This is a genomic window from Rhizorhabdus antheiae, assembly GCF_049889055.1.
Lineage (GTDB): Bacteria > Pseudomonadota > Alphaproteobacteria > Sphingomonadales > Sphingomonadaceae > Rhizorhabdus.
The window spans coordinates 277,683-303,441 of sequence record NZ_JBLTWO010000001.1; the positions used below are offsets into that span (position 1 = coordinate 277,683).

20 protein-coding genes are annotated in these 25,759 nt (G+C 66.0%); 6 read left to right on the plus strand and 14 right to left on the minus strand.

Annotated features, from left to right (window positions below):
• Nucleotides 1–116: 116 nt before the first annotated feature.
• The 8 genes from pnp to ACNI3R_RS01240 all read right to left on the minus strand — a co-directional run bounded on the left by pnp (nt 117) and on the right by ACNI3R_RS01240 (nt 7,593).
• Nucleotides 117–2,441, minus strand: coding sequence for a polyribonucleotide nucleotidyltransferase (gene pnp, locus ACNI3R_RS01205; RefSeq protein ID WP_426179212.1), 2,325 nt, complete (start codon nt 2,439–2,441; stop codon nt 117–119).
• A gap of 197 nt (nt 2,442–2,638) precedes the next feature.
• Nucleotides 2,639–2,908, minus strand: coding sequence for a 30S ribosomal protein S15 (gene rpsO / locus ACNI3R_RS01210; protein ID WP_426179213.1), 270 nt, complete (start codon nt 2,906–2,908; stop codon nt 2,639–2,641).
• Nucleotides 2,905–3,825, minus strand: a complete 921-nt coding sequence (truB, locus tag ACNI3R_RS01215) for a tRNA pseudouridine(55) synthase TruB (protein WP_426179214.1) — start codon at nt 3,823–3,825, stop codon at nt 2,905–2,907. The genes rpsO and truB overlap by 4 nt, the downstream gene beginning before the upstream one ends.
• Before the next feature lie 67 nt (nt 3,826–3,892).
• The gene (locus tag ACNI3R_RS01220) at nt 3,893–4,855 is read right to left on the minus strand and encodes an MBL fold metallo-hydrolase (protein WP_426179215.1); all 963 of its coding nucleotides are present in this window, start codon (nt 4,853–4,855) and stop codon (nt 3,893–3,895) included.
• A 12-nt stretch (nt 4,856–4,867) separates the two neighbouring features.
• Nucleotides 4,868–5,203 carry an STAS domain-containing protein gene (locus tag ACNI3R_RS01225; protein WP_426179217.1) on the minus strand — a complete coding sequence of 112 codons (336 nt, stop codon included), beginning with the start codon at nt 5,201–5,203 and terminating at the stop codon, nt 4,868–4,870.
• A gap of 69 nt (nt 5,204–5,272) precedes the next feature.
• A complete protein-coding gene (locus ACNI3R_RS01230; protein WP_426179219.1) occupies nt 5,273–5,884 on the minus strand; it encodes an arylesterase in 612 nt (203 codons plus the stop codon).
• A gap of 103 nt (nt 5,885–5,987) precedes the next feature.
• Entirely contained in the window at nt 5,988–6,596 is a 609-nt protein-coding gene (locus ACNI3R_RS01235; protein WP_426179221.1) for a M23 family metallopeptidase, read from the minus strand.
• Between the two features lie 7 nt (nt 6,597–6,603).
• The gene (locus ACNI3R_RS01240) at nt 6,604–7,593 is read right to left on the minus strand and encodes a L,D-transpeptidase family protein (protein ID WP_426179223.1); all 990 of its coding nucleotides are present in this window, start codon (nt 7,591–7,593) and stop codon (nt 6,604–6,606) included.
• Between the two features lie 215 nt (nt 7,594–7,808).
• On the opposite strand from ACNI3R_RS01240, the gene ACNI3R_RS01245 reads away from it, so the two are divergent.
• Nucleotides 7,809–9,143, plus strand: a complete 1,335-nt coding sequence (locus ACNI3R_RS01245) for an MFS transporter (protein WP_426179224.1) — start codon at nt 7,809–7,811, stop codon at nt 9,141–9,143.
• Here the strand turns inward: ACNI3R_RS01245 and ACNI3R_RS01250 are convergent.
• Both ACNI3R_RS01250 and ACNI3R_RS01255 read right to left on the minus strand, forming a co-directional pair.
• On the minus strand, nt 9,118–10,614 hold the full coding sequence (locus ACNI3R_RS01250; protein WP_426179226.1) for a serine hydrolase domain-containing protein: 1,497 nt from the start codon (nt 10,612–10,614) through the stop codon (nt 9,118–9,120). The two genes, ACNI3R_RS01245 and ACNI3R_RS01250, sit on opposite strands and share 26 nt — an antisense overlap.
• Nucleotides 10,615–10,655: 41 nt before the next feature.
• Nucleotides 10,656–12,239: a peptide chain release factor 3 gene (locus tag ACNI3R_RS01255; RefSeq protein WP_426179228.1), complete on the minus strand. Its 1,584-nt coding sequence runs from the start codon at nt 12,237–12,239 to the stop codon at nt 10,656–10,658.
• A gap of 95 nt (nt 12,240–12,334) precedes the next feature.
• Between ACNI3R_RS01255 and ACNI3R_RS01260 the strand changes: the two genes are divergently transcribed.
• Entirely contained in the window at nt 12,335–13,519 is a 1,185-nt protein-coding gene (locus tag ACNI3R_RS01260) for a BaiN/RdsA family NAD(P)/FAD-dependent oxidoreductase (RefSeq protein ID WP_426179229.1), read from the plus strand.
• Here the strand turns inward: ACNI3R_RS01260 and ACNI3R_RS01265 are convergent.
• The gene (locus tag ACNI3R_RS01265; RefSeq protein ID WP_426179231.1) at nt 13,474–14,616 is read right to left on the minus strand and encodes an acyltransferase family protein; all 1,143 of its coding nucleotides are present in this window, start codon (nt 14,614–14,616) and stop codon (nt 13,474–13,476) included. The genes ACNI3R_RS01260 and ACNI3R_RS01265 overlap by 46 nt on opposite strands.
• Nucleotides 14,617–14,930: 314 nt before the next feature.
• Here ACNI3R_RS01265 and ACNI3R_RS01270 point away from each other — a divergent pair, with 314 nt between their 5' ends.
• Nucleotides 14,931–16,631, plus strand: a complete 1,701-nt coding sequence (locus ACNI3R_RS01270) for a DEAD/DEAH box helicase (RefSeq protein ID WP_426179233.1) — start codon at nt 14,931–14,933, stop codon at nt 16,629–16,631.
• Between the two features lie 72 nt (nt 16,632–16,703).
• On the opposite strand, the gene ACNI3R_RS01275 is transcribed toward ACNI3R_RS01270, so the two are convergent.
• The 3 genes from ACNI3R_RS01275 to ACNI3R_RS01285 all read right to left on the minus strand — a co-directional run bounded on the left by ACNI3R_RS01275 (nt 16,704) and on the right by ACNI3R_RS01285 (nt 22,114).
• Nucleotides 16,704–18,494 carry an acyl-CoA dehydrogenase C-terminal domain-containing protein gene (locus ACNI3R_RS01275; RefSeq protein ID WP_426179235.1) on the minus strand — a complete coding sequence of 597 codons (1,791 nt, stop codon included), beginning with the start codon at nt 18,492–18,494 and terminating at the stop codon, nt 16,704–16,706.
• A 159-nt stretch (nt 18,495–18,653) separates the two neighbouring features.
• A complete protein-coding gene (locus ACNI3R_RS01280) occupies nt 18,654–20,975 on the minus strand; it encodes a 3-hydroxyacyl-CoA dehydrogenase/enoyl-CoA hydratase family protein (RefSeq protein WP_426179237.1) in 2,322 nt (773 codons plus the stop codon).
• Nucleotides 20,976–20,977: 2 nt separating this feature from the next.
• Nucleotides 20,978–22,114, minus strand: a complete 1,137-nt coding sequence (locus ACNI3R_RS01285) for a thiolase family protein (protein ID WP_426179239.1) — start codon at nt 22,112–22,114, stop codon at nt 20,978–20,980.
• 163 nt (nt 22,115–22,277) lie between these two features.
• Here ACNI3R_RS01285 and ACNI3R_RS01290 point away from each other — a divergent pair, with 163 nt between their 5' ends.
• Genes ACNI3R_RS01290 through ACNI3R_RS01300 form a run of 3 tightly spaced genes read left to right on the plus strand, consistent with a single transcriptional unit; the run spans nt 22,278 to nt 25,755 of the window.
• Entirely contained in the window at nt 22,278–22,682 is a 405-nt protein-coding gene (locus ACNI3R_RS01290; RefSeq protein WP_165324134.1) for a DUF2147 domain-containing protein, read from the plus strand.
• Nucleotides 22,683–22,717: 35 nt separating this feature from the next.
• Nucleotides 22,718–24,028, plus strand: coding sequence for an OmpP1/FadL family transporter (locus tag ACNI3R_RS01295; protein ID WP_426179241.1), 1,311 nt, complete (start codon nt 22,718–22,720; stop codon nt 24,026–24,028).
• A 17-nt stretch (nt 24,029–24,045) separates the two neighbouring features.
• Entirely contained in the window at nt 24,046–25,755 is a 1,710-nt protein-coding gene (locus ACNI3R_RS01300; protein WP_426179242.1) for a long-chain-fatty-acid--CoA ligase, read from the plus strand.
• Nucleotides 25,756–25,759: the final 4 nt, after the last annotated feature.

Genomic DNA, 25,759 nt, shown 5'->3' on the forward strand with positions numbered 1-25,759 from the left:
CGCATGTTGGCCGCTATCGGGCAACATGCTTGAATAGCGCCAAGGCTTAGCCCCCAGTCTCAACGAAAAAGGGGAGCCGCGAGGCCCCCCTCTCCCATTTCAGCAGAACCGTGCGATCAATCGTCGTCGCGGGTCAGGAAGGCCGGTGCGAACTCGGGATCGCCGCCCTCGCTGCCACCTTCCGAACGCTCGCGGCGCGGACCACGGTCGCGGCGCGGGCCACGGTCGCCGCCACCACCTTCGCGGCGGCGATCGCCGTCACGGCGCGGGCCACGATCGCCCCGGTCACCACGGTCGCTGCGCTCGCCACGCGGGCGCTCCTCGCGGGGCGGACGCGTGTCGGGCAGTTCCTCGCCGGTCTCCTGGTCGACGACGCGCATCGACAGGCGGACCTTGCCGCGATTGTCGATCTCGAGAACCTTGACCTTGACTTCCTGGCCTTCGGACAGAACGTCGGCGACCTTCTCGACCCGCTCGTTCTTGATCTCGGAGACGTGGACGAGACCGTCCTTGCCGCCCATGAAGTTGACGAACGCACCGAAGTCGACGAGGTTGACGACCTTGCCGTTGTAGATCTTGCCCACTTCCGGCTCGGCGACGATGCCGATGATCCAGTTCTTTGCGGCTTCGATCTGCGCGGTGTCGGACGACGAAATCTTGACGGTGCCGTCATCGTCGATGTCGACCTTCGCACCGGTGGTGGCGACGATCTCACGGATGATCTTGCCACCGGTGCCGATGATGTCGCGGATCTTGTCCTTGGGAACCGACATCGTCTCGATCCGCGGCGCGTGCGCCGACAACTCGGTCCGGGTGTGGTCGAGGGCCTTGGCCATCTCACCCAGGATATGCGCGCGGCCTTCCTTGGCCTGATGCAGGGCGGCGGTGAAGATCTCCTCGGTGATGCCGGCGATCTTGATGTCCATCTGCATCGTGGTGATGCCTTCGGACGTGCCCGCCACCTTGAAGTCCATGTCGCCGAGATGATCCTCGTCGCCCAGGATGTCGCTGAGAACCGCGAATTCCTTGCCTTCCAGGATCAGGCCCATGGCGATGCCCGAAACCGGCCGCTTGATCGGCACGCCGGCATCCATCATCGCGAGGCTGCCACCGCACACCGTCGCCATCGACGACGAGCCGTTCGACTCGGTGATGTCCGAGGTCAGACGGATCGTGTAGGGGAACTCTTCCTTGGTCGGCAGCACGCCGTGCAGCGCGCGCCATGCCAGCTTGCCATGGCCGACTTCGCGGCGGCCCGGCGCGCCGAAGCGACCGACTTCACCGACCGAATAGGGCGGGAAGTTGTAGTGCAGCATGAAATGCTCGTAGCGCAGGCCGTTCAGGCCATCGATCATCTGCTCTGCATCCTTGGTGCCGAGGGTGCAGGTCGAAATGCTCTGCGTCTCGCCACGGGTGAACAGCGCCGAACCATGAGCGCGCGGCAGGAAGTGCGCTTCCGCGACGATCGGACGGACCGTGCGGGTGTCGCGGCCGTCGATGCGGCGGCCTTCCTTCAGGATCGCCGTGCGGACGATCTCGGCTTCCAGCTTCTTGACGAGCTTCATCGCCGCCATCTGGTCCTGCGGAGTCGCCTCTGCAAAGGCTTCCTTCGCCTTGGCGCGGGCCGCGTTCAGCGCGTTCGAACGCTCGGACTTGTTGGTCAGCTTGTAGGCTGCCTCGATGTCCTTGCCGATCAGCTTCTTGAGCTTGGTCTTGGCGGCCGAGAGATCGGCCTGCGGGGCCATTTCCCAAGGTTCCTTGGCCGACTTCTCGGCCAGCTTGATGATCGCCTTGATGACGTCCTTGCACGCCTTGTGCGCGAACATCACGGCGCCCAGCATGACCTCTTCTGACAGCTCCTTGGCTTCGGATTCGACCATCATGACGGCGTCATGGGTAGCTGCGACGACCAGGTCGAGTTCGCCCTCGGCGACCTGCGTGTCGGTCGGGTTCAGCAGATATTCGCCATCCTTGTAGCCGACGCGGGCGGCGCCGATCGGGCCCATGAAGGGAACACCCGAGATGGTGAGGGCGGCCGAGGCGGCGATCATCGCGAGGATGTCGGGCTCGTTCTCGCCGTCATAGCTCAGCACCTGAGCGATGACGTTGATCTCGTTGTAGAAGCCTTCCGGAAAGAGCGGACGGATCGGGCGGTCGATGAGGCGGGAGACCAGCGTCTCCTTCTCGGTCGCGCCACGCTCGCGCTTGAAGAAGCCGCCGGGAATGCGACCCGACGAGAAATACTTCTCCTGATAATGAACGGTCAGCGGGAAGAAGTCCTGCCCTTCCTTGACGCTGCGCGCCGCGGTCACGGCGCAGAGGACGACGGTCTCGCCGAGGGTCGCGAGCACCGCGCCGTCGGCCTGGCGGGCAACGCGGCCCGTTTCCAGCGTGAGGGTCTGGCCGCCCCACTGGATTTCAACTTTCTTCGTATCGAACATGTGGCTTCCTTGTCTCCGAACGCCCTATGCGCCCGGGGCCTATGAGGGCGACCGGAGCCCCGCTCCGCATCACCCGAGGGGCAGGCCGACTTCGACCTGCCATGGCGGGATCGTCTGCCCGCCGTCCTGCCCGGAACCGAATTGCTCCTGGCCGGAAAGAGAACGGCCCCGGAAACCGGGGCCGTTCCGAAACTTGCTTACTTGCGCAGGTTCAGCTTGCCGATGAGGGCAGTGTACCGGTCGACGTCCTTCCGCTTGAGATAGTCGAGAAGGCTGCGGCGCTTGTTGACCAGCATCAGCAGACCGCGGCGCGAGTGATTGTCCTTCGCGTGGGTCTTGAAATGCTCGGTCAGATTGGTGATGCGCTCGGTCAGGATCGCGACCTGGACCTCGGGGCTGCCGGTGTCGCCATCGGCACGGGCGTTGTCGGCAATGATCGCGGTCTTGCGCTCGGCGGTAACGGTCATTCTTCTTCCTTCGACATCAGATTGAAACCCCGCACGACGCGGACCTCGCGGTCCTCGACCTCCACCAGCGCAACGGGCATGTCGCCGTCTATCGCAAGATTGAGGCCGGAAGGTGCGGCGATCCCGACCAACTTGCGCCCCTCGCGGAGCGCCCTTGCCTGATCGGGGGTGACGGGAAGAGCCGGGATGTCGTCCAGCCCCGCCGTCAGCGGCAAGAGTATCTGTTCAAGGTGCCGGGCCTTAGCAAGTTCCTCCAGCTTGTCCAGCGGAATCGCCGGATCGAGCGTGAACGGACCGGCCTTGGTGCGGCGGAGCATGGTGACATGGCCGACCGTTCCCGCCGCCCGCGCGATGTCTCGCGCCAGGCTGCGAACATAGGTTCCCTTCGACACCACGCAGGAGAAGGTAGCCTCGGCGAGACCATCGCCCTCGCCGATCGGCGCGGCCGAAACCAGCTCCAGCCGGTGGATCGTAACCGCGCGGGTCTTCATCTCGACGGTCTCGCCGGCGCGGGCACGATCATAGGCACGCTCGCCATCGATCTTGAGCGCGGAATAGACCGGCGGCACCTGGTCGATCGGCCCACGAAAGCGGTCGAGGACCGCCTCGATGTCGGCGCGGGTCGGTCGGACGTCCGACGTCTCCGCCATCACGCCTTCAGCATCGAGCGTGTCGGTCTGGATCCCGAAACCGATGGTGAAGTCATAGGCCTTGTCGGCGTCGAGCATCCGCCCCGACAATTTGGTCGCCTCGCCCAGCGCGACCGGCAGCACCCCGGACGCCAGCGGGTCTAGCGTACCCCCATGGCCGACCTTGTACTTGCCATAACCACCGACGCGCAGCGCGCGCTTTACCGCCGAGACGATCTGGGTCGATCCGGGGCCGACCGGCTTGTCGATAATGATCCAGCCATGCATCGCGCGGCTCTATCCGCGCGGTCCCCGGCTGTCGAGCGCGGGTCGCGCGAAATCGAAGTGCCTGAAATCAGACCTGCAGTTCGAGCCCGTCATAGGAGCAGACGACTTCGAGCGGCTGCCGGTCCTTGCGGCTCAGCGCCTCATATTGGATCGTCTCCTCCAGCAGCGCATCGATATCGCGGTCGCTGCTGGTCGGCTCATGGTGGAACAAAGCGAGCTTGCGCGCACCGGCACCGTGGCAGAGATTGACCGCCATCACATTGGACGAATGGCCCCAGTCCGCCTTCAGCGTGATGCTCTCCGCCAGCGAATACATGGTGTCGCAGACGACCAGATCGGCGTCGCGGAAGAAGCCCTCGAAGGCGCGCTGGTCGTCCAGATCGTCCATGCGGTGCTCGGCATCGGTCGAGAAGACGAAGGTCTTGCCGCCGCGGTGGAATTTCCAGGCATAGGACACATGGCTGTGATCCTGCGGCATGAGTTCGACGTCGACGCCGTCGACCGTGTACCGCTCGCCTGGCGTCAGGACGCGGAATTCGATCTTCGCACGCAGCCAGTCGAAGGCGACCGGAAAGCTGATCTCCTCCTGCTGCCGGCGCAGCGCCTCCTCGCAATCGGCATGCCCCGAATGGATGACGATATGGGTGTTCGGATCGAAGGCCGGTCCGAAGAAGGGAAAGCCCATGATGTGGTCCCAGTGGAGGTGGGACATGAAGAAGTTGAACTTGCGGGCGCGCCCCTGTCCGAAGCGGCGGAAGGCGTCGTTGCCCAGCTCACGCAACCCCGAACCCATGTCGAGCACAAAGAAGCTCTCGTCGGCCCCTTCGATTTCAAGGCAGGTCGTGGCGCCGCCATAGGTACGCCCTTCCCCGAAGCTGAGTTCCTCGGTCACGAAACGCCGCGCCTCGGCCTCGTCGGCAAAGGCCCGGCCCTGCGCCCGCATCAGCGCATGGGCGATCTTCGCCTCGATCGCTGCCGCACGCGGTGCGACCGGCAGCGAACCGCGCGTCCCCCAAAAGCGGACCAACATCCCCCCCAACGCTTACTCTCCCCCGTCGTTCGGATCCTCGATGATGTCGAAGATGAGCTGATAGCGGCTGATCTCCAATATCTTCCGCAGGGCCGCCCCCGGCCGCGCGAGGATGATCTTGACGCCGCCGGCGACCGCATCCTTGCGCGCGATCGTCAGTGCCATGAGCGCGGATGCCGACATATGGCCGACCGCCGCCAGATCGATGATCAGCGGGACCGAGCGCGCCACCGCCTCGGACACGGCCTGCCGCAGATTTTCGAGAAACAGGTCGCGGTCGCCATCCTCGATATCGCCTCGCGGACTGGCGATCAGCCTCTGGCCAACAGCTGCGGCGGTCCACTCCATCGAAGCACTCCCCCGCTCCGTTACGGTTGCAAGCTTAAGGCCGTATCGCTCAGGCTGCAACGCCACTGATCATCCCTTCGCCAATGCCGACTTCACATGCGGCAGGATGCCCCGCACGATCACGCCGACTCCGCGCGCATTCGGGTGAATCGCATCCCCGATGTGCAACGATCGGTCGCCCACCACACCCTGGAGAAAGAACGGATAGAGCTTCACCATGTGCTTCGCCGCCAGCCGTCGATACATAGGGTTGAACTTTCCCGCATAATCCGGGCCGAGGTTGGGCGCGGCCACCATGCCGGCGAGCAACACGGGGATGCGCCGCCGACCCAGCTCGGTCAAAATCGCATCGAGATTGGCTTCAGCCTTGGCAGGATCGAGCCCGCGCAGCATGTCATTGGCGCCCAGCTCCACGATCACCAGATCCGGTTTTGCCTTGGCCGCCGACAGGACCCAGGCGAGGCGCGCCTTGCCCTGCGCAGTCGTATCGCCCGACACGCCGGCATTCTGCACGCGCGCCGCGGTGCCCGATCGCCGCAGTGCTGCCTCCAGCTGCGGCACGAATCCCTGCCCCGGTGGCAGACGGTAGCCAGCCGTCAGGCTGTCGCCGAAAGCGACGACCAGCTTGTCGGCGGCCTGCGCGGCCCCGGACAAAAGCAACGCCGCCAAGAAAGCGAACATGGATCGGTACAAACTCATATCTCCGATATTGGCAGATGCCCGGCATTTGTCGATCCACCGGACACGCTTCTTTACGATTCGACCGATGAGGCCCGCCGCCGCGTCAGTTACGGTCGACGAGCAGCGGATAAGGATTGATCGCCTTGCCCTGCCACCAGCCTTCGCCGGGGGCCATGACATTGACCGCGAAGTGGAGATGCGGTGCGTCCTCGCTGGCGTCGCCGGTGGAGCCAACCGTCGCGATCCGCTGCCCCTGCGCGACACGCTGCCCTTCGGCCAATCCCGGCGCATAGCTGTCGAGATGGGCATAATAATCGATCCATTGGCCGCCAGTGCGGCGGACATAAATGGTGCGGCCGCCCAATTTGCTGTCGAAGAGCTTTTCCACCGTCCCGGCGGCGGCTGCGATCACCGGCGTGCCGCGCGGTGCCATGATGTCGATCGCGTCGTGCACCCGCCCGTCTCCCCGCGCATCATCGAATGTGTCCGCCAATTGGTCCGCCGTCACGCCCTCGACCGGAATGAAAAGGCCGGTCGAGGAGCGTTGCGGCGCTGGGGAAGGTGAAGCCTGACGGACGGCGACAGTGACAGGCTGCTTGGCAGCCGGGGCGGTTTCCGGAGGTTCGCTTCGATCCGGCAGATTGAGTATGAGGACCCAGCCGACATAGCCGAGAACCACCACCGCCAGGACGATCGCGAGCTTGCGGATCATCGGCGGGTTACTCCTGGAAGATCGCCGGCGTGCCCGGCTTGACCATCACCGCGAGCCGCGCCGCGTCCCAGTTGGTCAGGCGAATGCAGCCATGGCTTTCGGTGCGGCCGATATTCTCGGGCCTGGGCGTGCCGTGGATGCCATAATGCTTCTTGTCGAGGTCGATCCACACGACACCCACGGGGCCGTTGGGCCCGGGCGGAAGGAGCGCCTTCTGGTCCTTGCTGTCGGCGTCCCAGAACAGCTTGGGGTTATAGTGGAACGGAGGGTTGTAGGCCCGCCCCTGGATCTTCCAGCTGCCGATCGGCAGCGGGTCATGCTTGCTGCCCATGGTCGCCGGGAATTGCGCGACGAGTTTGTCCGCCGCGTCGAAGGCGCGCAGCACGCCGTCCGACTTGTCGACCACGACCTTGGCCACCTCGGGCTGGTCCGAACCGACGTTGAGCGTCCACAGCGTCTTGCGCCAGCCGGGGTTGATGTCTTCCGGGAAGGCCTGCGCCGGAGGAATGACATTGGGCACCCGGATGACCGTGCCCGCGACCAGCTTCGTACCGGGCGAGTTGAGCGCGATCAGCGTCTGCCGGGTCGTGTGGTAGCGCTCGGCCAGCTTCTCCATGGCGTCGGAATAGCCGAGGCTTTTCATCTTCGCCTGCTGCGACACCTTCGGTGGGATTGGGCCGACGAAGGGTCCCTCCAATATCTCGGGGGTCAGCTTGACCTCGATCACGGTCGGCATCTCGCGGAACGGCTCGAAGCTCTTGACCGTGGCTTCGTCGAGTTTGCCGGTGACGGTCAGGCCCTTGGCCTGCTGCCATCCGCTTAGGGCTTTCGCCAAGCTGCTGCCGCCGGCGCCGTCGATCACGCCGGGGCCGAAGCCCAGCCGGTCGAGGAGCACCTGCGCGCCCAATATGCGCTGCTCCGGCTTCGCCGTCTGGGCGGGCAGCGCCACGGGAGCGGTCAGGGCGGCGGAGAGCAGGAGGACGGAATATAGACGCACACGCAGTTCCTTCGATCGTGACGTCGGAAGAACGTACGGTTCGGCTTTTCTTTCCGCCCACGCGGCCGCGATCAGCACGGATGTGATTGTCGCCCGATCAAGTCCGATCCGCTAGACTTGGACAGCGGACCGTCATCCTCTCCCTGCCGGTGTCAAAGGACGGGAAGCGAAGCTCCAGAAAGCCGCATCAAGGGCACCGGTGGAGAGAGATTGCGATGGCCGAGCTTCAGCCTGTGACGGACAATCGCGCATCGGCTCCGTCGGCCTATGACTGGTATGTCGTCGCAATCCTCTTCGCGACCTCGGTGCTCGGCTATGTCGACCGGGTGATCCTCAGCTTCCTCGCCGAACCGATCAAGGCCAGCCTGGCGCTCGCCGACTGGCAGGTGGGGGCGGTGACGGGGGCCGCCTTTGCCCTTCTTTACGTCTTCGGCGGCGTCTTCATCGGCAGGTTGCTCGACCGGGGCCGGCGCATCGCGATCCTGTCGCTCTGCATCCTGACCTGGTCGCTCGCGACCGCAGCGAGCGGGATCGCAACAGGATTCATCACGCTGTTCGTCGCGCGCATGTTCGTGGGCGTCGGCGAGGCCGGCCTCAACCCGGCGGCGATCGGCATCATCTCCGCGCGCTTCGCGCAGGACCGGCTGCAGAAACCGATCGGGCTGTTCACCACCGGCCTCTATGTCGGCGGCGGCCTTGCGATGATGGCGGGGGCGAAACTGCTCGCACGGTTCGCCGCAGGCGGTCCCTATCACCTCCCCATTTTGGGCGAGGCCGAGCCGTGGCGTCTCGTCTTCCTGTTGCTCGCGCTACCCGGCGTGGGGCTGGCGCTGCTGCTGTGGACGTCGGTGAAAGACGGTGCGCCTTCCGCAGCCGCGCACAAGGCGTCCGGCGGCGATGCCCTGACCTTTGCCCGCGCGAACCGGCGGCCGCTGACGCTGCTTGCGCTGAGCATCGTCGCCTGGTCGATGAACAATTACGGGCTGCTCAACTGGTATCCGGCGATGCTGATGCGGTCGCACGACATGACGCCGGCCATGGTCGCGTCGACCTACGGCCCGGCCTTCCTGTTCGCCGGCGTCGGCGGCTGCCTGGTCGCCCACCCCTGCCACCGCTTTTTGAAGCGACGCACGGGCGACAAGGCCGCCTATCATCTTTGCTTTGCGGCAATGAGCGTGCTCAGCCTGACGACGATCGTTGGACCGCTGATGCCGACCGTCAGCGGCGCTGTGGTGATGGCTTTCGTCAACCTCTTCGTCAGCGCGCTCTCCGTGACCGCCGTGTTCATCCTGCTCGTGACGATCGTACCGCCCGCGCTACGCGGCCGATATACCGGTCTCTACATGGCGCTGGTGAACCTGACCGGGGGGGCCTTCGGCTCGGTGCTGGTCGGACTACTGACCGACACGCTGTTCGGCACCGAGCGCCTCGACCTCGCCTTGTCGACGATGGCGCTGGTCTTCGGCTCGCCCGCCGCGCTGCTGATGCTTCTCGCCTCGCGGCCCGGGAACGCGGTGTTGGCGCCTAGGGCTGGGCCACTGCCAGCTTGAGTTCCTGGATCGAGCTGCGTGGCGTCGGCGCGAGCAGCAGGCTGCCTTCGATGCGGCCATGTTCGCAGGTCCATTGGAAGCGCGCTCCCATTGCGGTCTGCGGGCTGGGCGTCGCGCTGGTGTCACAGGCGCCGACCGCAGTCCGCAATCGGGCGAGGTCGGCCTTCCAATGCGCTGCGTCGCGGTCGAGAAGGAAATTCATCGCCAGACGGTCGCGCGCCGTCAGCACGTCGCCCGAAGCCCAGATCCGCCCCACGGCAGCATAGGCTTCGTTCACCCCGGCGCTGACCGGGATCGCCCGATCGACGATCGCCCCGGCAGAGTGGAGCGCGAGCGCTGCCCTGAACGCCGGCACATAGGGTGCGGCATAGGTGCGATTGGCAAAGGCGAAGATCGCGACGCCCTTGTCCGGCATCAGCATGACCACCGACCCATAGCCGGGATAGCCGCCGGTGTGTGTCACCACCCGGCCCAGGTCGCAATCGTCGATCACGCGCCAGCCCATCGCATAGGCGCCCGCCTGCCGGCAGGGCGCGCCGCCGATCGCCGCCGCCCGCATGGTGCCCGTCGCAAAGTTCGACCCTTCGACGATCGACCGCACCGTCGCCCGCGAGACGGGCCCCGCATCGGCATCGTCACGGGCCGGCCAGGCCGACAGGAGAAAGGATATCCAGCGGACATAGTCCTCCGCGCTGGTTTCCATGCCGCCCATCGCGCCGAAGGCACCGTCGGCGAGATCGGGTTCGCGCACCCAGCGATCATCCTCCCAGCGATAGCCGATCGCGCGCCGGTCGAGGGGAGACTTGGCTATGTCATACGTCGTCGATGCCATGCCGAGCGGGCGCAGCAGGGTGTCACCGATATAGTCCTGATAGCGCTTGCCCGAGACGTTGGAGACGATCCGGCCGAGCGTGGCATAGCCGAAGTTCGAATATTCCATGGCGCTACCCGGCACCCGTGAGAAGGGGACGCCCGCACGGAGCATCGCCGTGAAATCGGCCTCGGGCAATGACTGCTGCCGGTCGCCCCACGGATTGTCGTCGACGAAACCGGCGCTGTGGTTGAGCAGGTCGCGGACAGTCAGCCGGCGGGCATCCTTTGTCGGATAGGTCCATCCGCGCAGTTCCGGCACATAGGTCTCGGCGGGGCGATCGAGAGACAGCCGGCCTTCGTCGCGCAGCTTGAGGATGGCAAGCGCGGTGAACGCCTTGCTCATCGAGGCGATCCGGAACAACGTCCGCCGGTCGACCGGCGTGCTGCGGTCGAGGTCCTGGACACCCAGTCCCCCGAAATGGACCAGCCGGCCATCGGCCACCACGCCATAGGCCATGCCGGGCACATGGGCGTCGAGCGCCCAGCGGCTGAAGATGGCGTCGACCTGGGCGAGCGTTGCGGCATCGATCACGGCCGCTCGTGCGGGCATTATCGAGATGAGGAACGACAGGCACAGCGTGGTCAGCAAACGAAGCAAGGCGCGTCTCCCCGGTCGCGCCGCCCCGACAGGTCAGCCGATCAGCGCCGGTCCTTGGTAGCCGAGAAGTGCAGCGCCGGGAACTTGCCCTGGATATAGTTCAGTTCCCACGCATCCTTGGCCATGAACACCGGCGCCTCGTCGCGGTCGCTGGCCATCGCCGAGCGGTGCAGCCCCATGAACTCGTCGAGCGCCTTGGGATCGTCCGAGGTGACCCAGCGCGCGGTGTCATAGGGCGAAGGCTCGAAGCTGGCCTCGACCTTATATTCCGCCTGAAGACGCGAGATGAGCACGTCGAGCTGCAGCTGCCCGACCACGCCGACGACCAGCTGCGAACCGATCTGCGGGTGGAAGACCTGCATGATTCCCTCCTCGGCCATGTCGTTGAGCGCGTTGCGCAGCTGCTTGGTCTTGGTCGGGTCGGCGAGCTTCACGCGGCGGAGGATTTCCGGCGCGAAGTTCGGCAGGCCGGTGAAACGGATCGCCTCGCCTTCGGTCAGCGTGTCGCCGACGCGCAGCGTGCCGTGGTTGGGTATACCGATGATGTCGCCGGGAAAGGCCTCCTCGGCCAGCTCCCGGTTCTGCGCGAAGAACAGGATCGGGCTGTGCACCGCGATGACCTTGCCGGTGCCGACCTGGTTCAGCTTCATGCCGCGCCGGAACTTGCCCGAGCAAAGCCGCATGAAGGCGACGCGGTCGCGGTGCTGCGGATTCATGTTTGCCTGCACCTTGAACACGAAGCCGGCGACATTGGGCTCGCCGGGATCGACGTCGCGCGGCTCGCCCGGCTGCGGGCGCGGGCTGGGCGCGAAGTCGGCGAGCGCGTCGATCAGCTGCTCGACGCCGAAATCCTTGAGCGCGGAGCCGAAATAGACCGGGGTCAGGTCGCCATGGAGATAGGCCTCCTCATCGAACGGTGCATAGCCGGCCTGGGCCAGCTCGGCCTCTTCGCGCAGCAGCGCGACCGCTTCGGCCGACAGCAGATCGTCCAGCTGCGAGTCGCCGAGGCCCGAAACCGAGACCGAATCGCCCTCGAACGCGCCGGTGGCGTCGTCCGCAGGCCGGTGCAGCCGGTCGCGGGCCAGATCGTAGATTCCTTCGAAGGTGCCGCCCATGCCGGCAGGCCAGCTCATCGGCGCGACGTCGAGCGCCAGTGCGTCGGCCACTTCGTCGAGCAGTTCGAACGGCGGACGGCCCTCGCGGTCGACCTTGTTGATGAAGGTGATGATCGGGACCGAGCGCAGCCGGCAGACCTCGAACAGCTTGCGGGTCTGCGGCTCGATGCCCTTGGCCGCGTCGATCACCATCACCGCCGAGTCGACGGCGGTCAGCGTGCGATAAGTGTCCTCCGAGAAGTCCTCGTGGCCCGGCGTGTCGAGCAGGTTGAAGGTGATGCCGTCGCGCTCGAAGGTCATCACCGACGAGGTGACCGAAATGCCGCGCTGCTGCTCGATCTTCATCCAGTCGGACCGGGCGCGGCGGGTCTGGCCGCGCGCCTTCACCTCGCCGGCCAGGTGGATCGCGCCGCCGAAATAGAGGAGCTTTTCGGTCAGCGTGGTCTTGCCGGCGTCGGGATGCGAGATGATCGCGAAGGTGCGGCGGTCGGGGCGGTTCGGCTTGCTCATGATGGCGCGGGCCGATAGCAGCCTTCGGCGACCTACATAAGCCCCAGCGCCGCATCACGCCCTCTTGGCGGGTCGGGCCGGATCGAAAGCAGGCGATGCCAGAGCAGGATTACGACGTCATCATCATCGGCGCGGGAGCGGCGGGCATGATGTGCGCGCTGACGGCGGGGCAGCAGGGCAAGCGGGTGCTGCTGCTCGACCATCTCGACCGGGCTGGCGCCAAGATCCTGATTTCGGGCGGTGGTCGCTGCAACTTCACCAATATCGAAGCCGACCGGCACGACCGCTTCCTGTCCGCCAATCCGCATTTCGCCCGCTCGGCGCTGTCGCGCTATCGCCCCTCGGACTTCATCGCGATGGTCGATGCCCATGGCATCGCCTGGCACGAAAAGACGCTCGGCCAGCTCTTCTGCGATGGATCGGCCCGGCAGATCGTGGCGATGCTGGAGGAGGAATGCGCGCGCGGCGGCGTGGAGACACGCCTTTCCACGCTGGTGCGCTCGATCTCCCACGCCGATGGTCGCTTCGCGGTGGACACGTCGGGTGGGCTGCATCAGGCGAGCGCACTTGTGATCGCCACGGGCGGCCCCTCGATCCCGAAGATGGGCGCGACCGGCTTCGCCTATGACGTCGCGCGACAGTTCGGACTCAAGGTCGTCGAGCCGCGCCCCGCGCTGGTCCCGCTGACCCTCGGCGCGGGAGATCGCCTGTTCGAGAGCCTGTCCGGAGTCGCGGTCGACAGTGTCGCGCGATTGGGCAAGACCGCCTTCCGTGAAGCCTCGCTGTTCACCCATCGCGGCCTGTCGGGCCCCGCCATCCTCCAGATCAGCAGCTATTGGCGCCACGGCGACACGATCCGGCTCGACCTGCTGCCCGACTGCGATGCCGCGCAGTTGCTGACCGAGGGCAAGCGCGTCCGCCCCAAGGCCGAGCCGCGTACGCTGCTGCGGGAGAAGCTGCCCGACCGGCTCGCCGATGCGCTCGCCGACCGGCTCAATCTCTCAGGGCCGCTGCATGGCCAGCGTGATCAGCAGCTGGCCGAGGCCGGCCGCACGCTCAACGGCTGGCCGTTTACCCCCAATGGCTCGGAAGGTTTCGCCAAGGCCGAGGTGACGATCGGCGGTGTCTCGACCAATGGTCTCGATCAACGCACGCTGGCGGCGAAGAAAGCGCCGGGCCTTCACTTCATCGGCGAGGCAGTCGACGTGACCGGCTGGCTGGGCGGCTATAATTTTCAGTGGGCGTGGGCGAGCGGCCGCGCGGCGGGCCTGGCGGTTTGACCGCGGCCCAGCCGTCCGCCGCTCAGCAGGTCGGCGGCGGCAGGCGACAGCGTCTCGACCGCCTTGGCGAGCCCGATCGCAAAGACCAGCGCGAGCAGCGGCATGATCAGGAACAGGCCCAGCCAGCCGGGCTCGCCCATCGGTCCGGTCAGCGCACCCAGCTGCGGCACGATCAGCCACATGAACAGCAGGTGCGAACAGAACAGGAAGAAGGCATAGCGCTCGAGGCTGAGCAATTGCGCGCCGATCGGCCGCCGGGCGAGGCCGATGGCAAGCCGCCAGACGAGCAGCGCCACCGCCGCGCGCATGACCAGATCGACGGCAGCGAGCAGATGAAGGTCGAGTCCGCCGCGCCCGTCCATCGCGACCGACAGGCCGATCTTGACCGGCGCGATCAGAAGAAAGGGCAGAGCCGCCTGCCAGGGCGCGAGACGTGCCGCCGCTTCGGCCAGGCCATGGCGGCGCGTCAGCAAGCCGGCGATGAAGAAGATCAGGATCGACGGACGGAGCAACAGATAAAGCTGCCAGCCGCCGATCACCCAGATCGCCGTCGCCGCCATAAGAAGGAGCAGCGAGCGGCTGGAGAGCCTCACCAACAGAGGCGCCGCAGCCATGCACAGGAACAGATCGCGCAGGAAGGTCATCTGCACATTGATGTCGGCCGCGCCAGTCAGGCTCATCAGATTATTCGCGAAGAACAGGATATCGCCCGACATCGGCCCGATGATCCACCCGGCCCTCGACGCGCTCATCACGACGACGAGCGCGATCGCGTTCCACAGCAGCATCGGCGCCAGCACGCCCCTCGCCTTGCCCGAGAGAAACGACCCCGGCCCGCGCTTCGCAATCGACGCCGTCACCAGCCAGCCCGACACCATCGTCAGCAGCGGCACCGAGGCACGGCCAAACAATTCGACCACCGACCAGCGCACCACGCCCTGCGTCGTCTCGGCCAGCCGCGACATCTGCTCGCCGCCGATGCCGGTCCAGGCGTGGACATAAACGATGCCCAGGATGCAGATGAGGCGCGCGACGCCGATTGCCTGCGACAGCGGCGGCCCCGCCTCTCTCTGCATGACCGTGACCGGCCGCGTCATGGATGTTCGCCCTTCATGCCCCCAGCCAACGCACGTCTCCCTGAACCCTCGCTGCACGCGTCGATGAATCGACGCGTCGACGGGACGGCTCGTTTCACGAGACGTTTGCACGCAGCTTTCGGCGCTCATTCCGGCCGTCGGATGCCCTACGAAGGGCACGCGTCATGTCTTCCGTTGCGGCCCGGAGGTCACAGCCGATCGGAGCTGCGCTTTGCCGTGTTTATCCCTGCTGGCCTTGAACGGGCTGTCGGACTATAGGAGCGGCGAAGTCCCGCCGCGTACAGCAGGCGCGACCAAGACATATCGGATATACTATGCCTTTTTCGACCCTGCCGCGGCCCGTTGCCGAGGCCATTGAAGAGCGTGGCTACACCGCGCCGACTCCCGTTCAGGCCCAGGTGATCGCCGCCGAAGCCAATGACCGCGACCTTCTCGTCTCCGCCCAGACCGGCTCCGGCAAGACGGTGGCCTACGGCCTCGCCATCGCCGAAACTCTGCTGCGGGGCGAAGCCGCCCTGCCCCGGCCCGGCGAGCCCCTCGCCCTGATCATCGCGCCCACCCGCGAACTGGCGCTCCAGGTACAGCGCGAGCTCCAGTGGCTCTATGCCAAGCTCGGCGCCCGCGTCGTCAGCTGCGTCGGCGGCATGAACGTGCGCGTGGAGCAGCGCCAGCTCAGCTATGGCTGCCACATCGTCGTCGGCACGCCCGGCCGCCTGCGCGACCATCTCGAGCGCGGCGCGCTGCAGCCCGGCTCGCTCCGCGCGGTAATCCTCGACGAAGCCGACGAGATGCTCGACCTGGGCTTCCGCGAGGATCTCGAGGAAATCCTCGACATGACCCCGCCCGAGCGGCGCACGCTGCTCTTCTCCGCGACGATGCCCAAGCCGATCGCCATGATGGCAAAGCGCTACCAGCGCGACGCGCTGCGGATCGAGACGACCGGCGAGCGCGAGCGTCATGCCGACATCGATTATCGCGCCGTCGCGGTCGCCCCCGGCGACATCGAGCATGCCGTGGTCAACATCCTGCGCTTCCACGAAGCCAAGGGCGCGATGATCTTCTGCGCCACGCGCGAAAATGTCCGCCGCCTGTCGGCCGCACTGACCGAGCGCGGTTTCGCTGCCGTGACCTTGTCGGGCGAACTCAGCCAGAACGAGCGCAACCATGCGCTGCAGGCGCTGCGCGATCGGCGGGCCCGCGTCTGCGTGGCAACCGACGTGGCCGCGCGCGGCATCGACTTGCCCGGCCTCGAACTGGTGATCCACGCCGAACTGCCGATCGACGCAGAGACGCTCCAGCACCGCTCGGGCCGCACCGGCCGCGCTGGCCGCAAAGGCACCTGCGTTCTCGTCGTCCCCTATACCCGCCGGCGCCATGCCGAGCGGCTGCTGCGCGGTGCCAATGTCCAGGTGAACTGGGACAAGGTGCCGAGCGCCGAGGACATCCACGCGCGCGACGACGAACGGCTGATCGAAAGCCTGTCTGCGATCGAGATCGCCGACGAGGATCGTGAGGTCGCCCGCAAGCTGCTCGAATCGCGGTCCGCCGAGGATATCGCAGCCGCCTTCGTTCGCGCCCAGCGGCAAAGTCTGCCGGCGCCCGAGGAACTGGCCGATGCCAGCCCCGCGCCGCAAGCCGCTCGCGAGCAGGGGCCCCGCCCCGGCTTCGAGGATGTCAGCTGGTTCCGCATCAACGCCGGTCGCGACAGCAGTGCCGACCCGCGCTGGCTGCTGCCGCTGATCTGCCGCCGTGGCCACATCACCAAGCGCGACGTCGGCGCGATCCGCATCTTCCCGAACGAAACCCGCTTCGAGATTCCCCGGGCGCTCGTCTCCAAATTCATGTCGGCGGTGAAGCGCACGGCCGGCGAGGACGAGAGCGTGGTGATCGAGCCGGCGGGCGATGCTCCGCCGCCCGAACGCCGTGGGCCACCGCGCGACAATCGGCGCCCGGGCGGTCCGCCGCGTCCGCCACAGGGCCGGGGCGGTCCCCGCCGCGGACCGCCGCGCCGCTGACGCTCGAAAAATCGAACAAAAAAGGGGCGCTCCTCGGCGCCCCTTTTCATGTCTGCTGTTCCGGAGTGTCGATCAGAAAGCTTCTTCGGGAAGCTCCATCGTCGACCGCTTGCCCGCCTTGATCGCGGTGAGCAGCCCCGCGACCTGCGGCAGGATGCGTTCGTAGAAGAAGCGTACCGTCGTGATCTTGTTGGCGTAGAAGCCATCCGGGTCCTGCCCCATCATCTTCTTCATGCCCGCGATCTTGGCCGAGCGCGCGAAGAGATAGGCGATGGCGACCAGACCGAGCAGCCGCAGATAATCGGTCGCGGCGGCACCGGCTTCCTCGGGATCGGCCATCCCCTTCTGGGCGATCGTCGCCGTCGCAAGCTGGAGCGCCCCGAAGGACTTTTCCAGCGCGTCGACCATCTTCTCCATCCCCGGCACCGCCTTGTTCTTCTCGATGAACTCGGACACCGGGTGGAAGAAGGAACGCAGATAGCGGCCGGCATGGGTCGGCATCTTGCGACCGACGAGGTCGAGCGCCTGGATGCCGTTGGTGCCCTCGTAAATCATCGTGATGCGGGCATCGCGCGCATATTGCTCGACGCCATGCTCGCGGATGTAACCATGGCCGCCATAGACCTGGATCGCGATCTGCGAGGCCTCATGGCCGAGATCGGTGAGCAGAGCCTTGACCACCGGGGTCATCAGCGCGGTCATGTCCTCGGCGCGCTGGCGCAGCTCGGGATCGGGCGAATGACGCTCGGCGTCGAGCGCGCGCGCGACCCACATCTGCAGCGCGCGGCACCCTTCGGTATAGGCGCGCATCGTCATCAGCATGCGGCGCACATCGGGGTGGACGATGATCGGATCGGCCGACAGATCGGGGCGCTTGGTGCCCGACAACGAGCGACCCTGGACGCGGTCCTTCGCATAGGCGACCGCGCTCTGATAGGCCGCGGTGCCGACGCCGAGGCCCTGGGTGCCGACCGAAACGCGCTCGGTGTTCATCATGGTGAACATCGCCGCGAGGCCCTTATGCGGCTCGCCGACCAGCCAGCCCTTGGCATCGTCGAAGCTCATCTGGCAGGTGGCCGAAGCCTTCAGGCCCATCTTGTGCTCGATGCCCGTGCACTGGACGCCGTTGCGCGGACCGACGCTGCCGTCGTCCTTCGGCAGGAATTTCGGCACCAGGAACAGGCTGATTCCCTTCACGCCCTTGGGCGCGTCGGGCAGGCGGGCGAGGACGAGGTGGATCACATTTTCGGTCAGGTCATGGTCACCGGCCGATATGAAGATCTTGTTGCCGGTGATCAGATAGCTGCCATCGTCCTGCGGAACCGCCTTGGTGCGCAGCATGCCGAGGTCGGTGCCGCAATGCGGCTCGGTCAGGCACATCGTGCCGGACCACACGCCTGCGACCATGTTGGGCAGATAGCGCTGCTGCAGATCCTCCGACGCATGGCCGATGATCGCGGAAGCCGCACCATGGGTGAGGCCCGGATAAAGGCCGAACGAGATGTTTGCCGAGCTGATCATCTCCTCGACCGCCTTGTTGACCGTCTCGGGCAGGCCCTGGCCACCCCATTTCGGGTCCGAGGCGAGCGCGCACCAGCCGCCGTCGCGGAACTGGTCATAGGCTTCCTTGAAACCCTTGGGTGTCCGCACGACCCCATTTTCCCACAGGCACCCTTCCTCGTCTCCACTGGCGTTCAGCGGCAGCAGCACATCCTTCGCCAGACGCGCCGCTTCCTCGAGCACTGCATCGACGAGGTCGGGCGTGAATTCGGCATGGGCCGGCAGCGCGCCATATTCGTCCTTGCCGAACAGTTCGTGGATCAGGAAACGCATGTCGCGTAGCGGCGCTTCATAGACTTGCATCGTCTTGCTCCTCAGTGCCTCCAATTCCTCCCCGGCACGGGAAGGGGGACCATGCGCAGCATGGTGAAGGGGAAATCCCAATGTCGCGCATGCCCCTCCACCGCCTCCGGCGGCTGCCCTCCCCGTTCCGGGGAAGAATGAGGGAGATGCGCATCCTTATCAGTTCCGCAGCGGTTTGCCGGTTTCGAGCATCGTCTCGACCCGTGCCATGGTGCGGGGATCGCGCACCCGCTTCATGAACGCGTCCTTCTCGAGCGCGAGCATCTGCTCCTCGGTCACCACGTCGACGAGGTCCGCCTCGCCGCCGGTGAGCACCGTCGCCAGGGCGTCCGACACGACCATATCATAGTCGGTGGCCATGCCGCGCTTGTGGAAGCCCTCGGCGGCCATGCCGAGTGCGACGCGCCCGCTGGGTCCGGGCAGGCGGAACTCGGGCGGCTTGGGTGGCTGATAGCCGTCGACCATCGCCAGCGCGCGCGCCTTGGCGTCGGCGAGGAGACGATCGCGGTTCATCGTGATGCCGTCATCCTTGCGCAGGAACTGGAGCTCCTTCGCCTCGGCCGCCGACTTGGCCACCGTCGCGGTCGAGATCGTCTCGAATGCCTTGGCGACGGCCGGCATCGGTCCCTTGGGCAACAGCCCAGACCGCTGCCAGCGGTCGATATACTCGCCGCAGCCACCCCAGCCGGGGACGAGACCCACGCCGCATTCGACCAGGCCGATATAGCTTTCGGCATGGGCCTGGATCGCGTCGGAATGGAGCAATATCTCGCAGCCGCCGCCAAGCGCGAGGCCCGCCGGCGCCGACACCACCGGGAAGGGCGCATATTTCAGCGCCTTATAGGCCTGCTGCCCGCCGCTCACCAGTTTCTCGATCTCGCCCCAGGCGGCGATATTCACCGCGAAGAGGGCGAGGCCGAGATTGGCACCGGCGGAGAAATTGCCGCCCTCATTATAGACGACCAGCGCCTTCATGCCCTTGGCGACATGCTCGACCGCCTGGCCCAGCAGCTTGAGCGTCTCGCCATCGAGCGCGTTCATCTTCGAGGTGAATTCGAAGCAGGCAACGCCGTCACCGATATCCCAGACCGCCGCCGAACCGTTCTTCAGGATCGGCTTGCTCGCGAGTTTCACGTCCTCGAGGAGCAGGACGCCGTCCGGCCGAATGACGTCATGATAGTCGCCGTCGGTTCCGAGATATTGGCGCTTGCCACCCTCGACCCGATAGAAGCTGCGATCGCCCACAGTAGCGAGGATCGCCGGCACCGGCTTGCCTTCTTCCGCGAGCCGCTTGGCGAAAGCCGCCGCGCCCAGCTGGTCGATCAGATCGAACGGCCCGAATTTCCAGTTATAGCCGAGCTTCATCGCATCATCGATCGCGACGATGTCGTCCGCGATCTCCCCGACGAGGCTGGCGGCATAGCTCAGCACCTGGCTCAGCACGGTCCAGGCAAAGGCGCCGGTAGTGCCCGGCATCGCCACCAGCTGGGGCAGCTTGGCGCGAGGGACCTCTGCCTTGATCGCCGGACGATAGGCGCCGGTCGCGAGGTCGATCACTTCCTTGCGCTTCCCGACCTCGCGGTTGAGGCGATAGAAGCCACCCTTGCCCTTGCGACCGGTATAGCCCTCCGCGATCATCTTCTCGACCAGCGTGAGCGGCCGGACGGTCGCCAGATAGGGATCGCCCTCGGGCAGCGTCGAGGTGAAGCTCTTGAGCAGCAACGGCATCAGGTCGATGCCGACCAGATCGAGCAGCCCGAAAATGCCCGTCTTCGGCACGCCCATCGGACGGCCGCCGATCGCATCGGCTTCCTCGATCGTCAGGCCGAGATCGACGGTCGCATTATAGGCGACCTGCAGCCAGTAGCTGCCGATACGGTTGGCGATGAAGCCGGGCCGGTCGTGCGCGGGCACGACCCGCTTGCCCAGCGCGCGGTCGATGAAGTCGCTGACCCGCGCCGCCGTCGCTTCCTGCGTGCGCGGACCGGTCACCACCTCGACCAGCCGCATGTAGCGCGGCGGATTGAAGAAATGGGTAATCAGGAAGTCCGCCGCGAAGGCGTCCGAACGACCGTCGATCAGCTTTTCCAGCGGGATGGTCGAGGTATTGGACGACACCGCCGTACCGGGCTTCCGCACCTCTTCGAGCTTCGCGTAGAGCGCCTGCTTCAGGTCGAGCCGCTCGATGATCGCCTCGATCACCCAGTCGCACTCGGCGACCTTGGCGAGGTCGTCCTCGATGTTGCCGGTCTCGACCAGCTTCGCGGCCGCCTTCGACATGAAGGGTGCGGGATCGGTCTTGAGCATGCGCGCGACTGCACCCTCTGCAATCGCGTTCCGGTTGTCCCCGTCCTTCGGCAGGATGTCGAGAAGCAGCACGGGCACGCCGGCATTGGCGACCTGCGCTGCGATGCCGGCGCCCATGGTGCCCGCGCCGATCACGCAAACCTTGCGGATCGGATCCTTGCTGTCCGCGCCCATGGTCAGATCGCTTCCAGCACGGTGGCGATGCCCTGACCGCCGCCGATGCACTGGGTCGCAAGCGCATATTTGCCGCCCTCGCGCTTGAGCAGCGCCGCCGCCTTGCCGACGATGCGCGCGCCGGTCGCTCCGAGCGGGTGGCCGAGCGCGATCGCGCCACCATCGATGTTGACCGCCTCCGGCTTCACCCCAAGCTCGTTGCTGCAGGCGAGCGCCTGGCTGGCAAAGGCCTCGTTGAGCTCGACCACGTCCATGTCGGCCGCCGTCAGCGCGGCGCGTTCGAGCGCCTTGCGCGACGCCGAGACGGGGCCGATGCCCATGATCTCGGGCTCGCAGCCCGACACGGCAACGCTCTTGATGCGGGCGAGGATGGTAAGGCCATTGGCCCGGGCATAGTCCTCGCTGGTCACGAGCACGGCGGACGCACCGTCGGTCAATGGCGAGGAAGTGCCGGCGGTGACCGAGCCATTGGCGTCGAAAGCCGGCTTGAGGCCCGCCAGAGCCTCGGCGGTGGTTTCCGGACGGATAGTGCCGTCGGTGTCGACGACGCCCTTCTTCGTCTTGATCGGGACGATCTCGTCGCTCAGGCGACCGGCCTCACGGGCGGCGGCGGCCTTCTTCTGACTCTGGACCGCGAACGCCTCCTGCGCCTGACGCGAGACCTGATATTGGGTCGCGACATTTTCGGCGGTCTCGCCCATCGAGATATAGGCGCCGGGTCGCTTCTTCGCGAGCTCGGGGCTGGGCAGCGGGTTGTAGCCCATCATCGGCACGCGGCTCATGCTCTCGACGCCCGCGCAGACGAAGACGTCGCCCGCGCCGATCGCGATCTGGCCTGCAGCAATGTGGATCGAGCTCATCGACGAGCCGCAGAAGCGATTGACCGTCATTCCGCCGACCTTGAGCGGGAGATCCGCCAGCAGGCCTATCAGCCGCGCGACGTTGAGCCCCTGTTCCGCTTCGGGGAAGGCGCAGCCCAGAACGATGTCCTCGATGTCCTCGGCCTTCACACCGGTCTTCACTATCAGTCCGCGAATCACCTGGGCGGCGAGATCGTCGGGGCGGACGCGGGCAAGATCGCCCTTGTTGGCAAGGTGGAAAGGCGAGCGCGCATAGCCCGCGATGACGGCAGTCGGCATGGAACCATCTCCCTAGGCGCGGCATTTTTACAACAGCCGCGGACGATTTCTCTTAAAGGTATGAAGTCTCCCCTATACGTCAATCTTTTTTTGTGCAATCCATGCTGCACCATAGGGAACGACCTGATCGCAGCATCGGGCGTCAGGAGGATGACGAAAGCGCATGAGCATCACCTTAATGGCACTGGCGGCCGCAGCCGTCGGCAACCCCGACGTCGTGGTCGGCCGCTGGCGGACAGAAACCCGCGGCGGCATCATCGAGATCGCCCGTTGCGGCCCCTCGATCTGCGGCAAGATCGTCACGTCTGACGGTCTCGCGACCAATCCGAATCTGATGGACGTCAACAACAAGGATCCGAAGCTCCGCAATCGCCCGATCAAAGGGATGCAGATGCTGAGCGGCTTTTCCTACAAGGACGGTCTCTGGGACGGCGGCACCATCTACAATGGTGAAGACGGCAAGACCTATTCCGCCCGCATCACCCCCATCGACGCCAACACCCTGAAGCTCCGGGGCTGCATCTTCGTGCCGCTCTGCAAGAACCAGACCTGGACCCGCGTGCGCTGATCCGCGCGCCTGTATCGTTTAGAGAGGAAGTTTTCATGTCCCACAGCATCATCCGCCGCGCAGCCCTGGCAGGCGCATCGACCGCCGCCGCGCTGTTCGCAGCGGGTACCGCCAACGCCGCCGCCTTCTACCTCCAGGAGCAGTCGGTCGTCGCGGCCGGCCGCGCCTTCTCCGGCGAAGCCGCCGACCAGGGCGCGCAGAATCTCTGGTGGAATCCGGCCGCGATCGCCGGCAACGAAAAGAACACGCTCTATGGCGGCTTCAGCGCCATCCTGCCCAAGGGCGATGTGCGCAATAACAGTTCGGTAATCATCCGCCCGGGTCAGGCACCGGCCGGCATCACCGGAAATCAGGTGTCCAAGGACCCGCTCAACAAGGGTTTCCTGCCCTCGGGCGCGATCGGCTACAAGCTGAACGACAAATGGTCCGTCGGCGTTGCGCTGACCGCGCCGTACAGCTTCGCGACCAATTACGAGAATACGAGCTGGGCGCGTTATACGGCCGACAAGACCAAGCTGACGACGATCGATATTCAGCCGACGATCGCCTATGCGCCCTCGCCGATCATCGGCATCGGCGTTGGCTTGAACGTCGAATATAGCAAGGCGTCGCTGTCGAACTTCCTGCCCAACCTTTCCCCGGCCCTGCCCGACGGCCACCAGACTCTGCGCGGCGACGGCTGGGATCTCGGCTGGTCGGCCGGCGTACAGCTGCACCCCAGCCCGCTGATCGACCTCGGCTTCTCCTACAAGTCCTCGGTCAAGCATAAGCTGAAGGGCAGCATCACCACCGCCGGTCTGCTCGGCCCGCTCGCCGGACAGAATGGCCGGATCGAAGGCATCTCCGCCACGTTCCGCACTCCCTGGCAGGCGATTGCCAGCGCGCGCGTCCATGTCAGCGATGCGTTGACGCTCAACGGCCAGGTCGTCCGCGCGGGCTGGAACAAGTTCGACGCGATCGATCTGGGTGCGCCGGTCAATGCCGCGCTCGACCAGAATTACAAGAACAGCTGGAGCGTCGCGGGCGGCGTCGATTACGTCGTCAACCCGAAGTGGACGGTGCGTGGCGGCGTGCAGTGGGACCAGACCCCGACGCAGAACGGATCGCGTGACGCGCGCGTGCCGGATGCCAGCCGCATCAACTTCGCGGCCGGCACCTCCTATGCGATCAGCGACTCGATCACGCTCGACGCGGCGGCCAACTATGTCGACTTCAAGAACTCGTCGATCGATCGGCCCGGCGGCTTCTATGTCGGCACTGCCGCACAGACGATCATCCGCCCGAACGGAAGCCTGACCGGTGCCAAGGCGATCATCCTCGCCGTCGGCGGACGCATGACCTTCTGATCTGGAGCAGCATCGAGATGACTTCCCGCGACACCGCGACTGACCCCCTTCCCTCCGGTCGCGGTGCCGCACTTCCGGACGGCGGAGGCGTGCCAGCGTCTCCGCCGATTCCGCCCCGGTTGCTGACCGACCTCATCGACGGCGCCGTGCGCGATCATGGCGCGCGCCGGGCGATCGACTTCCTCGGGCGGCACTGGACCTATGCCGAGATCGGCGCGCTCGTCGACCGGGCCGCCGCCGGCCTCCAGGCGATGGGCGTCGGGCCCGACGTGCGCTTCGGCCTGTGCCTGCCCAACACGCCCTATTTCGTGATCCTCTATTTCGCGGCGCTCCGATGCGGCGCGACGGTCGTCAATTTCAACCCGCTCTATGTCGAGCATGAACTGCGCCATCAAATCCGCGATTCGGGCACTACGGTCATGGCGGTCATCGATGTCGCGTCGATCCATGCCAAGGTGGCCGCCGTCGCCGAGGAAAGCGGCCTCGAGAAGATCATCGTCTGCCCGCTCGCGGACATATTGCCGCCCTTCACCTCGCTGCTCTATCGCCTCTTCAAGCGCGCCGAGATCGCGCGCTGGCCCTCCGATGCACGGCACATCGCGTTTCGCGAGCTGACGGCGGCGAACCCCGCCGCATTCAAGCCCGTCGCGATCGATCCCGACGACGTTGCCGTGCTGCAATATACCGGCGGCACGACCGGCGTACCCAAGGGCGCGATGCTGACCCACGCCAATCTGACCGCCAACAGCCGGCAAATGACGCTGCATGTCGGCCATGGCGCGGAGGCCAATGACCGGATCATGGGCGTGCTGCCGATGTTCCACGTCTTCGCGCTGACCACCGTGCTCAATTTCAGCGTCGACACAGCCGCCGAGATGATCCTGCTGCCGCGCTTCGAGCTCAAACAGTTCCTCAAGACCGCCAAGCGGACCCGCCCGACCAAACTGCTGGCGGTGCCGACGATGCTGACCGCGCTCAACAAGGCTGCGACGACGCAGACCGTCCATTTCGACGATCTCGATTTCGTCGTCTCGGGCGGCGCCCCGCTGCCGTTCGATGTGCGTCAGGAGTTCGAGCGGGTGACCGGTGCGCGCGTGGTCGAGGGCTATGGCCTGTCGGAAACCTCGCCGATCCTGACCTGCAACCCGATTACCGGCGTGGTGAAGGACAACAGCGCAGGCCCGCCCTTCCCCGGCACCGTGCTGGAGATCCGCAGCCTCGACGATCCACACAAGATACTGCCGCAGGGCGAGCGCGGCGAGGTCTGCGCGCGCGGTCCGCAGGTGATGAAGGGCTATTGGAACAAGCCCGGGGAGACCGACAAGGTCTTCGTCGACGGGGCGATCCGCACCGGCGACGTCGGCTATCTCGACGAGGACGGATATCTGTTCCTGGTCGACCGGATCAAGGACGTCATCATTTGCGGCGGCTACAACGTCTACCCGCGTATGATCGAGGAAGCGCTCTACGAGCATCCGGCGATCCTGGAGGCGGTGGTGATCGGAGTGAAGGACGACTATCGCGGGCAGGCGCCCAAGGCCTTCGTCGTGCTGCGTCCGGACCAGACGGCGTCGACCGGCGAGATCGCCGAGTTCCTGAAGACGCGCCTATCCAAAATCGAGCTTCCCCGCGAGATCGAAATCCGCCAGAGCCTGCCCAAGACGCTGATCGGCAAGCTGTCCAAGAAGGAGCTGGTGGCCGAGGAAGCGAAGAAAGCGGCGGGCTGAAGGA

Excerpts from the sequence above, each read along its gene's own strand:
- ACNI3R_RS01225 (WP_426179217.1), bottom strand. The coding sequence starts at position 5,203 with ATGGAGTGGACCGCCGCAGCTGTTGGCCAGAGGCTGATCGCCAGTCCG.
- ACNI3R_RS01220 (WP_426179215.1), bottom strand. The coding sequence starts at position 4,855 with ATGTTGGTCCGCTTTTGGGGGACGCGCGGTTCGCTGCCGGTCGCACCG.
- truB (WP_426179214.1), bottom strand. The coding sequence starts at position 3,825 with ATGCATGGCTGGATCATTATCGACAAGCCGGTCGGCCCCGGATCGACC.
- ACNI3R_RS01255 (WP_426179228.1), bottom strand. The coding sequence starts at position 12,239 with ATGAGCAAGCCGAACCGCCCCGACCGCCGCACCTTCGCGATCATCTCG.
- ACNI3R_RS01285 (WP_426179239.1), bottom strand. The coding sequence starts at position 22,114 with ATGCCGACTGCCGTCATCGCGGGCTATGCGCGCTCGCCTTTCCACCTT.
- ACNI3R_RS01280 (WP_426179237.1), bottom strand. The coding sequence starts at position 20,975 with ATGGGCGCGGACAGCAAGGATCCGATCCGCAAGGTTTGCGTGATCGGC.
- ACNI3R_RS01245 (WP_426179224.1), top strand. The coding sequence starts at position 7,809 with ATGGCCGAGCTTCAGCCTGTGACGGACAATCGCGCATCGGCTCCGTCG.
- ACNI3R_RS01230 (WP_426179219.1), bottom strand. The coding sequence starts at position 5,884 with ATGTTCGCTTTCTTGGCGGCGTTGCTTTTGTCCGGGGCCGCGCAGGCC.
- ACNI3R_RS01260 (WP_426179229.1), top strand. The coding sequence starts at position 12,335 with ATGCCAGAGCAGGATTACGACGTCATCATCATCGGCGCGGGAGCGGCG.
- ACNI3R_RS01295 (WP_426179241.1), top strand. The coding sequence starts at position 22,718 with ATGTCCCACAGCATCATCCGCCGCGCAGCCCTGGCAGGCGCATCGACC.
- rpsO (WP_426179213.1), bottom strand. The coding sequence starts at position 2,908 with ATGACCGTTACCGCCGAGCGCAAGACCGCGATCATTGCCGACAACGCC.
- ACNI3R_RS01300 (WP_426179242.1), top strand. The coding sequence starts at position 24,046 with ATGACTTCCCGCGACACCGCGACTGACCCCCTTCCCTCCGGTCGCGGT.
- ACNI3R_RS01235 (WP_426179221.1), bottom strand. The coding sequence starts at position 6,596 with ATGATCCGCAAGCTCGCGATCGTCCTGGCGGTGGTGGTTCTCGGCTAT.
- ACNI3R_RS01270 (WP_426179233.1), top strand. The coding sequence starts at position 14,931 with ATGCCTTTTTCGACCCTGCCGCGGCCCGTTGCCGAGGCCATTGAAGAG.
- pnp (WP_426179212.1), bottom strand. The coding sequence starts at position 2,441 with ATGTTCGATACGAAGAAAGTTGAAATCCAGTGGGGCGGCCAGACCCTC.
- ACNI3R_RS01290 (WP_165324134.1), top strand. The coding sequence starts at position 22,278 with ATGAGCATCACCTTAATGGCACTGGCGGCCGCAGCCGTCGGCAACCCC.
- ACNI3R_RS01275 (WP_426179235.1), bottom strand. The coding sequence starts at position 18,494 with ATGCAAGTCTATGAAGCGCCGCTACGCGACATGCGTTTCCTGATCCAC.
- ACNI3R_RS01265 (WP_426179231.1), bottom strand. The coding sequence starts at position 14,616 with ATGACGCGGCCGGTCACGGTCATGCAGAGAGAGGCGGGGCCGCCGCTG.